The sequence below is a fragment of the Flavobacterium sp. FG139 genome, assembly GCF_057809695.1.
In genome coordinates, this window is the sequence record NZ_JBMDKL010000025.1 from 1 (window position 1) to 11,720 (window position 11,720).

At 40.6% G+C, this 11,720-nt stretch carries 2 protein-coding genes; both read left to right on the forward strand.

Annotated features, from left to right (window positions below):
• Positions 1–408 precede the first annotated feature (408 nt).
• A complete protein-coding gene (locus tag ACODSI_RS14790) occupies positions 409–8,250 on the forward strand; it encodes a DUF8693 domain-containing protein (RefSeq protein ID WP_488917632.1) in 7,842 nt (2,613 codons plus the stop codon).
• A 561-nt stretch (positions 8,251–8,811) separates the two neighbouring features.
• The coding region (locus tag ACODSI_RS14795; protein ID WP_488917633.1) for a beta strand repeat-containing protein at positions 8,812–11,720 on the forward strand (2,909 nt) is incomplete at its 3' end.

The window sequence follows — 11,720 nt, forward strand, 5'->3', positions numbered from 1 at the left end:
TTTTACACGACTTACAAAACCAGAAACCCTTCTCATTGATTTGAGAAGGGTTTTTTGTTGTAAATACTTTGGAATATTTTATGTTGTAAAAGTACTTTTTTGGATGGTGTTTTGAGGGCAGTTTTCATACACTATCCATGCCTTTGACTAGGCTTTGACCTGTTCTAAAATAAGTTTAGATTTGGGTTAGTAGATTTGAGTTGTTCGGATAATGTTACTAAAAAGTACGCAAATTCTTAACAGATTCTTAAGAATTCCTTAAGAAGGTGTATTTTATCGAAATAGTAAAAAATCTACATCCTTTACATTTTGTTAATTAAAAAATTAATGTACTTTTACGGGCTGTTAAAATTGTATTCATACTCAACGGAATAGGTTTTAAAAGCATCATTAAAAAAATAATTTTTTATGAATAACACTACCCAACTTAACTTTGCCAAAACTGGCACAAAATTTTACGTTCAATTGGTATCAACTTTAGGGTTGCTGCTGTTGCTTTTGTCGAGTAGTTTGTCTTTTGGGCAGACGACAGTAACCATAGGTGGAGGAGCATCAGTGACTTGTCCTGCCACTCCAACAGCAACGTATACAACACCGCCTACCGGAGTTTCATTTTCTAACTGGTCGAGAGGAAGTGCTGTAACATGTGCTAGTGCTTCAACCGCCTTAAGCGGAAGTGGATTTGTCTCTGCAACAGCAAGTGCTGCAGTAACGGCTAACTTGTTTTATGCAACTACTATTACAGCCAATTCAACTACTAATGTAAATTTATCTAATGTGGTATGGAGTACTGCAGTGAGTGGTACAGGTACAACTTGTAGTTTTGCTGTAATGTATAGTAATAATGGTGGTGCACTAACTCAATTTGGAACAACTGGCACAAGTACAACTTCAAACACGTTCACAGGTAGTGTCAACATAGTTGCAGGTACTTCATTAGTTTTGTATATGGTACCATTTAATTGTTCTGCAAGTGGTTCAACAGTTCGTTGGGTTAATGGTTCAACAGTAACAGTAACAGCTACAGCAGCAGGAATAACTTCAGTTGCTTCAGGTGATTGGAATACAGGTTCCACATGGTCAACAGGTACCGTGCCAACAGCAACCGATAACGTTACTATTGCAGCTACTCATACTGTGTCTACGGCAACAAGTTTAACCCGTACAGGAACTACAACCGTTAACGGTACTTTCCAGTTAAATGCAGGTGGTTTTGCAAGTGGAACTAATTTTACTTATGGTGCCGCAGGTTCTTTAAATTTTAACAATACTTCTTCATATGGTGTAAATTCAGCTGATGTGTACTGGCCTACCACAAGTGGTCCGGTAAACGTTTCTGTTTTGCAAGGAGGATTAACCTTGAATTCGGGCGCTAACCGCACGGTTACTGGAGTCTTTCAAACGGCTGCTGGAGTAACACTATCGAGTGCAACTTTAACACTTAACGCAACGTGTCGAATCAATACGGGTGGTTTCTTTAACCAAGCGCCAACGTATGGAGCGTCTTCAACCTTAGTATATAATATTGGAGCAGCTTACGGTCGTAGTAATGAGTGGAGTGCTACTTCGGGAGCAGGATATCCGGCAAACGTACAAATTTCTAATCCAGGTACGGTAACCACTTTAAATATGGGTACTACAGCGGCACAATGTTCGGGCAACATTACCGTAGACGCATCAACCGTATTGAATACTACTTCGGGTGGTTTAACTGTTTTAGGGAATGTATTGGTAAACGGAACCATCAGTTTGGGTGGAGATGTTACTACTGCTGGAAACTGGACTATTGGTGCTACAGCTACTCAAACTAATAATAGTAAAGCGGTATTCTTTAACGCAGCTACCGGAAATCAAGTGATTACCAAAACTGGTGCAGGTACTGTGTTTTTTGATTATTTAGTGATTAATAAAGCGGCAGGTAACGTACAATTGAGTTCGTCGCCAGCTACAGCAGTAACCATTAATACCACAGCAGGAGATGTGCTGCAATTGTCAAATGCAGGTGCGTTAGATTTAAACGGACAAGCGTTAACTTTAGCGAATACAAATGGTAATATTGCTGCTAATGCGGCAGGAAGATCAATCACTTCAACCGTTACTGGTGCAACTTTAAATATTACTGGAAATAAATTTGTAACAGGTGCAGGAACGTTAAGTATCGGTGCCAATGTAACTACTATATTAACAGCAGGTTTGGATTTTGGATCTGCCAAAACGACCATTAACGGTACATTACAAATTAATACTGGTGGATTTGCGAATACCAATGCACCAATTTATGCCAATACTGCAACACTTGTTTACAATGGTGTAACTGGATATGGTGTAGGTAATGAATGGACTGGAAACGCCACAACTGCTGGTACTGGAAATCCACAAAACGTGACCTTGACTACGAGTTCGGTAAACATGCCAGCTGCAGCCGCAAGAGCTTTAGCAGGTACCTTAACTATTGGAACAGGAAGTACGTTAACTTTGGGTGCGTCTGTTGGTGGTGATTTAACCATCGGCGGTAATTTTTCTAACAGTGGAACCTTCAATGCTAATAGTCGTTTGACCACATTTGGTGGTACCACTGCACAAACCCTAACAGGAGCAACTACGTTTGATTATTTAAAATTGAACAACAGTACGGGTCTTACTTTAAACAACAGCATTGTTGTAACCACTAACTTAGATTTGACATCGGGTAAGTTGACTTTAGGAACTAATAATTTGACTTTAAATTCTGGTGCAAGCATCACGAATGCTTCAGCAACTAATTATATTGTAACCAGCGGTACAGGTCGTGTGGTAAAAGCTGCAGTGGGTAACACGGCATTTACCTTTCCAATTGGATTGAATACCACCAACTATACACCAGTTGCGATTACCAATACTACTGGAACTTCCGATTTATCTGTGAACGTAGGAAGTACTATCACTAATGCTGCCTCTGATGCTACTAAGATTGTTACGCTACAATGGAGTGTGACTTCTTCTGCGGCAACAACTGCTACGGTGACCCCAACATGGGTTGCTGCGAATCAAGCAGCTTCTTTCACTAATACAGGTACGGGTGAATTAGGAAATTACACGACTGCATACACTACGTATCCAGTAACGTTGAATACTACAACTACTACGGCAACAGGAGTTGCTTTACAAAACGGTAGTAACTTGATTGTTGTAGGAAATACTAATGCAGTATTTGCTCCACCACCAGCAAACGATATATGTTCGAATGCTACTACATTGACTATTGGTGCAGCGGCTGTTTCTGGAACACTTTCAGGAGCAACCACGACTTCAGGTAATACATTCACTTATGGCTCTACAAAAACGGACGTTTGGTATAAATTTACACCAACATGTAGTGGAAATCATACCGTTACATTAACGTTTACCACTGGACCAGATATTGATATAGATTTGTTTTCAACTTCTTGCCCTACTACGGGTACTGCAATAGCAACATCTCATGGTTCTACCACTACTGAGACTATAACTTCTTCTTTAACAGGAGGAACTGTTTATTATATTCGTGTAATTGATTGGAGTGCATCTTCTAACTCTTTTAATATTAATGTTACGTCTGCGGTAACACCAACGTTTACTTTAGCAAATACAGGTACACCTGCAACAGGAAATATTGTAGCTGGTACATCGAATGCAGTACTTTTTGGATTTGGATTAACACCGAATGCTTGTACCAATTCGTTTAACTTTACTGCGGCAAACATTACCCTAGGCGGTACTGCTACTGCAACAGAATATTCGAATTTCAGAATTATTGTAGATGCTAATGCCAACGGTATTGCTGATGCTGCTGAGATTGCAGCTCCAATAGGAACTGTAGCGACGTATTCGGCAACTTTAGGTTTTACCGTAACAGGTCAAACAGGTTTAACAGCGGTAACACGCTATTTATTAATTGCTGATGCTTCTGCATTAGCGACTGTTGGACGTACTCTATCAGCAACTTTAACTGCTGCAAATACCACAGCAAATGTAACTGTAACAGGAACAGCAACGGGTAATACCATGACTTTAATTGGTACTCCGCCTGCATTAACAGCTGCCTCTGGAGCCACTGTTGATAATCCATTTGTAATCACATTTACTGATAATCCAACTTGGCGAGCAGCTATTACTAGTGTAACGGTTGGAGGAACTACTTTGACCGCAGGGTACACCGTGTCGGCGGGTCAAATTACTTTTACACCTTCTGCTTCAACACCGGCTGCTTTGTTGCAAACAGCAGGAACAAAAACTATTGCGGTTAACGCAACTAATTATGGTTCTACTAGTGTGAGTCAGGCAATTGGGTATGGAGTTGCAACAAAATTAGGAATTACAACACAGCCTACTGCTCCTGCTAGTAATGGAGGAACCTTAGCAACACAACCAGTATTGGCAATTCAAGATCAATATGGTAATACTGTTGCTAACGCAACCAACACAGTTAATGCTGCAGTGGGTGCTGGTGCATACACTTTGGGTGGTACATTAACATTGAATGGGGTTTCTGGGGTGGTTACTTATAGTAACTTAACAGCCTCAAGTGCTGCATTAGTTTCTGGAGCAACAATTACGTTTACTGCTACTGGTTTGACATCTGTTACATCGAATACTTTTACAGTACCAGCACCAGACTACATTATTATGAATGCACTTGGAGTTGCGGTGACAGAAGATATGTCAATTGGTACATCTGCAACAGCCAGTTTACCTCAAGGTTTTAAAGCAAGTACTGCAGTAGGTTCACCTTCAGCTCCTTTGTGGATTGATGCTGCCAATAATATTTCAGCTACTACCAATCGTGGGGGTACATTAGCAGCAGCTTCAACAGGAGCTACCTATAACTGGGCTAATGGTGATCCAACGTCATCAACTGAACGTGCCATTGGGTTTTTAACTTCAGGAAGTTACCCAACAGGAACAGCTGCAAATAACGTTGGTTTGTCGATATTGTCAAAAGTACGTAACAATACTACTTCAACGATGAATGATATTACGGTATCATTTGATTATGAAAAATACAGAACAGGAACAAATGTTTGTAACTTAACATTTTTCTACAGCACCAATGGAACTACTTGGACTGCTGCAACAACAGGAAATCATACTTTTTCTGCTGATGCAAATTCAACTTCAGTTCCGGCTGGTGCACCAGTAACCGTTTCAAAATCTGTAGTTTTAAGTGGTATAAATTTATCAGCAGGTAGTGATATTTATTTCAGATGGTCTTATGCCTCTGGAGGTTCAAATGCACAAGGAATTGGTTTAGATAATTTTTCGATCTATGGTTGTCGTACTTTGTCCGCTTCAATTCAATCGAATAACAGTCCTATTTGTTCTGGAAACACAGCATCATTTACTGTAACAGGTACAAATGGTGCCACTTTAAATTATACTATTAATAGTGGTGCTACTCAAAACGTAGTATTGACAGGAGGAACTGCTACAATTACAGTTAATGGAGCTACTTCAAATCAGACTTTGAGTTTAGTTTCTGTTTCAGAAGGGTTATGTTCAGCTTCAGTGACTGGAACATCAACAGTAACTGTGAATCCAAATTTACCAGCGTCAGTTTCTACTGGTGCTACACTAACTAGTATTTGTGCAGGAACTAGTGTAACCTTTACCGCTACTCCAACCAATGGAGGTAGTGCACCAACTTATCAATGGACATTAAATGGTGCAAATATACCAGGAGAGACAGGAGTTACATTTACTTCGTCTACTTTAATGAATGGTGATCAGGTTGCTGTTGTGATGGTTTCAAATGCGTCACCTTGTTTGACAGGTTCACCAGCCACTTCGAATACGATTACTATGACAGTTAATCCTTATATCACGGCTTCTGTTTCAATTGGAGCTAGTGCAACAACAATTTGTGCTGGAACTAGTGTAACGTTTACCGCTACGCCAACCAATGGTGGAGCTGCCCCAAGTTACCAATGGTATGTGGGAGCAACACCAGTTGGAACCGATAGTGCTACTTATACATCAACAACTTTAGCCAACGGTGATTCAGTTTCTGTTGTGCTTACTTCAAATGCTACGCCATGTTTAGCAGGTTCGCCAGCAACATCAAATAGTATTTCTGTAACGGTTAACCCAACATTAACGGCTAGTGTTAGTATTGCTGCAAGCGCAACAACTATTTGTGCTGGAACCAGTGTAACGTTTACTGCTACGCCAACTAATGGTGGAACTACTCCAAGTTACCAATGGTACGTGGGTGCTACACCAGTTGGAACCGATAGTGCTACGTTTACCACTTCATCCTTAGTTGATGGTGATGTAGTTTCGGTTGTATTAACTTCAAACGCTACACCTTGTTTGACTGGTTCGCCAGCCACTTCTAATACGTTAACTATTACCGTTACACCAAATGTAACGCCAACGTTTACTGCTGTAGCGCCAATTTGTTCGGGATCTAGCTTGAGTGCGTTACCAACGACGTCTAACAATGGGTATACTGGTACTTGGTCACCAGCTTTAAACAATACCGCTACTACTACTTATACCTTTACACCTGATGCGGGTCAATGTGCTACAACCACTACCTTAACGATTACCGTGGGTGGTGTGGTTACATGGAATGGTACGGCTTGGGATAATGTAACAGGTCCTACGAGTACTGATGCGGTTGTGTTCACCGGCAACTATACGGTATCTTCAGATTTGACAGCGTGTAGTGTGACTGTTAATGGTGGTGTGGTTACGGTAGATTCGGGTAAAAATTTATATTTGAGTGGATCGGTAACAGTGACTACAGGAAGTTTGACTTTTAACAGTTCGGCTAACTTGATGCAATCGAATCCGAGTGCTGTAAATACGGGTAATATTATTGTAAAACGCAACAGCAAACCGTTAATGCGATTGGATTATACGGCGTGGTCTTCGCCAGTGGCAGGACAAGAGTTGTATGCTTTTTCACCGTTTACTTTTGCTAATCGTTTTTATGTGTATGATTCGCCGACCAACTTGTACAGCAACAGTATTGGTGCAACACCTCTGTTGAATGTAACGGGTACTAATACTGCGGGTGTTAATGGAACAGATACCTACCATACTCAGTTTGCTACAGGACGCGGCTATTTAATACGAGTACCATACAACCATCCAACGGCACCTGCTGTTTGGACTGGAAGTTTTACAGGAGTTCCAAATAACGGTACTCAGACCTTTAGTTTGGTTACCCAAACAGCCTCTACTAACGGATATAATTTAGTGGGTAATCCGTACCCATCCGATTTGAGTATCGCTCAGTTTGCGGCAGATAATGCTTCGAATATTGAAGAGACGTTGTATTTCTGGAGAAAAACTAACAATCCGAATTTGGCTTCGTACTGTACTTGGAATACCACTACACATTCGTTTACTGCCAACGTTTTAGCTAATGCTTCGTTAACACCGGCGACAACGTCTCATCCACTGGGAGTAATTGGTGTTGGTCAAGGTTTTATTGTACAGGCTAAAAATGGTGCAAGTTCGTTGGTGTTTAATAACGGACAACGTACGGTTGATTCTGAAGATCGTTTCTTTAGACCTGGAGGTTCAGCAACAGCGGCTTCAACAGCAACGATAGAATCTCATAGAATTTGGTTGAACATGACGGGTGCTACCGACGAGTTTTCACAAACGTTAGTGGGTTACTTTACCGATGGTACTTTAGCACTCGATGCTACGGATAGTAAATTCTTGAACGATGGCGCTATTGCCCTTAACACTAAAGTAGGAGCAGAGACGTTGGTAATGCAAGGACGTCCGGTTCCGTTTGATGCTGCTGATGTAGTGCCGTTGAACTATAAAGTGACTAATGCAGGAACGTATACTATTGCTATTGATCATGCAGACGGCTTGTTTGCTGGTGGGACACAAACAGTTTACATCAAAGACAACAATGATGGAAGTTATCATGATATTACAACAACACCGTTTGTGTTCACTTCGGCTGCTGGGACGTTTGATACCCGCTTTGAGTTGGTGTACCAAAACTTGTTGAGCAACGATACCAATATCTTTAGTGCTAACAGCATCAATGTCATTCGTCAATCGAATCATGATGTGGTGGTGAATACCAGTACGGCTACTATGTCGAGTGTTAGAATTTTTGACATTAGAGGTAGATTGCTTGTGGAGAAAAAAGACATCAATGCTAACGAGACTCGAATCAATGTAGGAACGACCAACCAAGTGTTATTGGTTGAAGTGGTGACTACAGAAGGATATAGAGCCGTTCGAAAAGTGGTGAATTGATAATTTAAAAATTAAGAATTAAAAATTTTATATAGTATTGAAGAAGAGCCCTTTTGTAAGAGAGGGCTTTTTTTTGTAGTGTGTTGTCTGTTGCTGGTTTTCTGTTGATAATTGGGATTTGATAGTTGAATTTTGATATTTGATAATTCCATAAAGTATTGAAGAAGAGTCCTTTCGATAGAGAGGACTCTTCTTTTTTGTTGTGTACTTTTATACTTTTTGATAACAGTTTCAATGATTGTATTTTTTTGTAGGATAAAACGCAATATTATTTTAAAAAATGTATTTTGTCGAATAAATTGGTAATTAAACGTTAAAAATTGCATTTCGTCGATAACTTATTTATGTTTGCTTGGTATTTTGAAAAGAATGATTTAATGTGTCCCGATTTTTAATAAAATGTTTTTTGACTATTCATTATTGGTTTTACCCTTTAACGAGTTTATTGGTTGTTAAACTTTTTTAATTGGATTGCATAACATCCAAATTTACTTTTGTCTCGTAAATGACTCATTATTTATTTTTTACAGAAAGTTAAGAACACAACACAGCACAATACTTATGAAAAAAAGATTACCACAATTTAGAAAAGCAAGATTACATCAAAAAAGAACAATACATTTCTTTTTTTTAGCTGTTATTTTATTTTTTAGCCTTGGCACTCATTCCCAAACCATTAGTTCAACGACCTATCCTAGTGCGGTTTCTACTGGAGCTAGTTTGGCTACTTACACTAGTTTAGGTACTTTAATTACGACAGGAAATGATGATGGGAATTCGGCTCTTACCAACATTGGATTTGATTTTTGGTTTAATGGCGTTCGTTATACTCAGTTTGCTGTTAATGCTAATGGACAAATGCAATTGGGTGTTGTGGCAGCATCAGGTACTTCTTACACGAATAACTTAGCAGATGCGGCAGATACGCCTAGAATTGCTCCTTTTTGGGATGATTTGACTACGGGTACTAATGGGTATGTTAAGTATGGTGTAAACGGTACTGCTCCCAATAGAACTTTAGTTGTAGAATGGCGCACCAATCAATATACTGGAGCTGGTTCTGTATCAGCTGCTTCTGTAATGACTTTTCAAGCTATTTTATCTGAAACTACGGGTAAAATACAATTTATATACGGTGCTGGTATGGTGACCGCAGGAGGCTATTCTATTGGATTAAATACTTCGGCTACCAATTCCGTAAGTATGGCAGTTGCTACTGATGTTGCTACCTATGGAAGCGACCCGAACAACGCACAAACAACGGCTATTGCCAGTGGTAAATCGTACACTTTTACGCCAGACACTGCTCTAGCACCAAGTAATTTAGCTTTTTCAAATGTTGCCGCTACTTCTATGACTTTAGGATGGGCGGATAATGCCTCCAATGAATCGGGTTATGTTGTTTATACTTCAACCGATAATGTCACATTTACCTTTAATCAACAAGTAGCCGCTAATAGCGTGAGTGCTTCTGTTACCGGATTAACAGCTGGTACTTTATATTATTTTAGAGTTTACGCTGTTACTGGTGGAGCCTTGAGTTCACCTATATTAACTGGATCGCAAGCTACTCTAACTGCAGTAACTTTTAGTACTTCAGGAACTACTACATGGGTAGCTCCTTCTTGTGTTACTTCGGTAACCGTAGAAGTTTGGGGTGCTGGAGGTGGCGGTGGAAGTAGTGCTAACGGAACCGCTGCTGGAGGTTCTGGTGGTGGTGGTGGTGCTTATGCTAAAGGAAATCATACCGTAGTGCCTGGGAGTACCTATTACTATAATGTAGGTGCTAAAGGAGCAGGTGGTCCGGCTAATAGTAATACTCCAGCTGGAGCAGGTGGTAGTTCATGGTTTAATGCTACGGCTGCTACGAACGCTACACCCGGTTCTAATACCATAGGAACTTTAGCTGTAGGTGGAGGTATAGGTGTTAATAATTCTACTGCTACTCCAACTAATGGTGGAGCTGCGGGTTCAAGTTTAGGAAATGTATCCACGGCCTCTGGATCTGCAGGTGTTGCTGGTAATAATAATGGTGGAGGAGCCGGAGGAAATGGTGCTAATCCAAATGGAGGTGCTGGAGGTGCTGGATCTTCAAATAATAATGGTACTAACGGTACTGCACCGGGAGGTGGAGGTGGAGGATCTGATGATGCTGTTGCTAGAAAAGGTGGTGATGGTGGTGACGGACAAGTAATTATTACGTACCAACCTACTAGTGCAACTTCTACTCCAGTAGTAAGTTCTCCACTATGTGCTGGAACCACTTCGGTTAGCGGCACGAGTGCTGAAGCTAATGGTACTACTATAGAATTGTTTAAAGGAAGTACGAGCCTAGGAACGACTACCGTAACTGGTGGGGTATGGACTAAAACAGGATTAACAGCTTTAGTCGTTGGGGATTTAATTACCGCAACTGCCACGGCTCCTTGTGAGTCTGTTAGTACCTCTTCTACTGCAGTTACAGTAATTGCGCGTCCAACAGTTACCTTTACAGCGCAACCTGGAGCCTCTGTTTGTTCTAATACCGATGTTACTTATACTACTCAATCGGGTCAATCCAATTATGTTTGGACAGTACCGGGTGTTTTGAATACCGATTACTCTATTACTTCAGGTGGGATAGGGACTACTAATAATACAGTTACCTTAAAATGGTTAACGTCAGGAAGTAAGACAGTAACTATTAACTACAATAATGCAGGAGGATGTCCAGCTGCTTCAGCTACGGCATCAACTGCTACTACTGTAAACTTACGTCCAACTGTAAGTTTTACGGCTCAACCCGGAGCTTCCGCGTGTTTGAGCAACAATGTAACGTATACAACACAAGCAGGTCAATCCAATTATGTTTGGACGGTACCGGGTGTTTTAAATACCGATTATTCTATTACTTCAGGAGGTATTGGAACTACTAGTAATACTGTTACTTTAAAATGGTTGACTACAGGTTCTAAAACTGTTACTGTAAATTATACCGATGTCAATAGTTGTACTTCATTAACTGCCGCTTCATCAACACCAACCACAGTAAATGCATTGCCAGTGGTTAGTTTTACTGCACAACCGGGAGCTACAGCTTGTGCTAATACCGATGTTACATATACCACACAAACAGGTCAATCCAATTATGTTTGGACAGTACCGGGTGTATTAAATACCGATTATTCTATTACTTCAGGAGGTTTGGGGACGACTAATGCTACTGTAACTTTAAAATGGTTGACCACAGGTTCAAAAACTGTTACCGTTAACTATTCTAATGCGGCTGGTTGTTCTGCATTGACTGCAACGTCATCCACAGCAACTACTGTAAACCCAACTTTACCAGCAAGTGTTAGTATTTCGGCTACCGCCACTACCATCTGTGCAGGAACCAGTGTAACGTTTACCGCTACGCCAACTAATGGAGGATCGACTCCAGCCTACCAATGGAAAGTGAATGGTGCTAACGTTGGAACCAATAGTGCTAC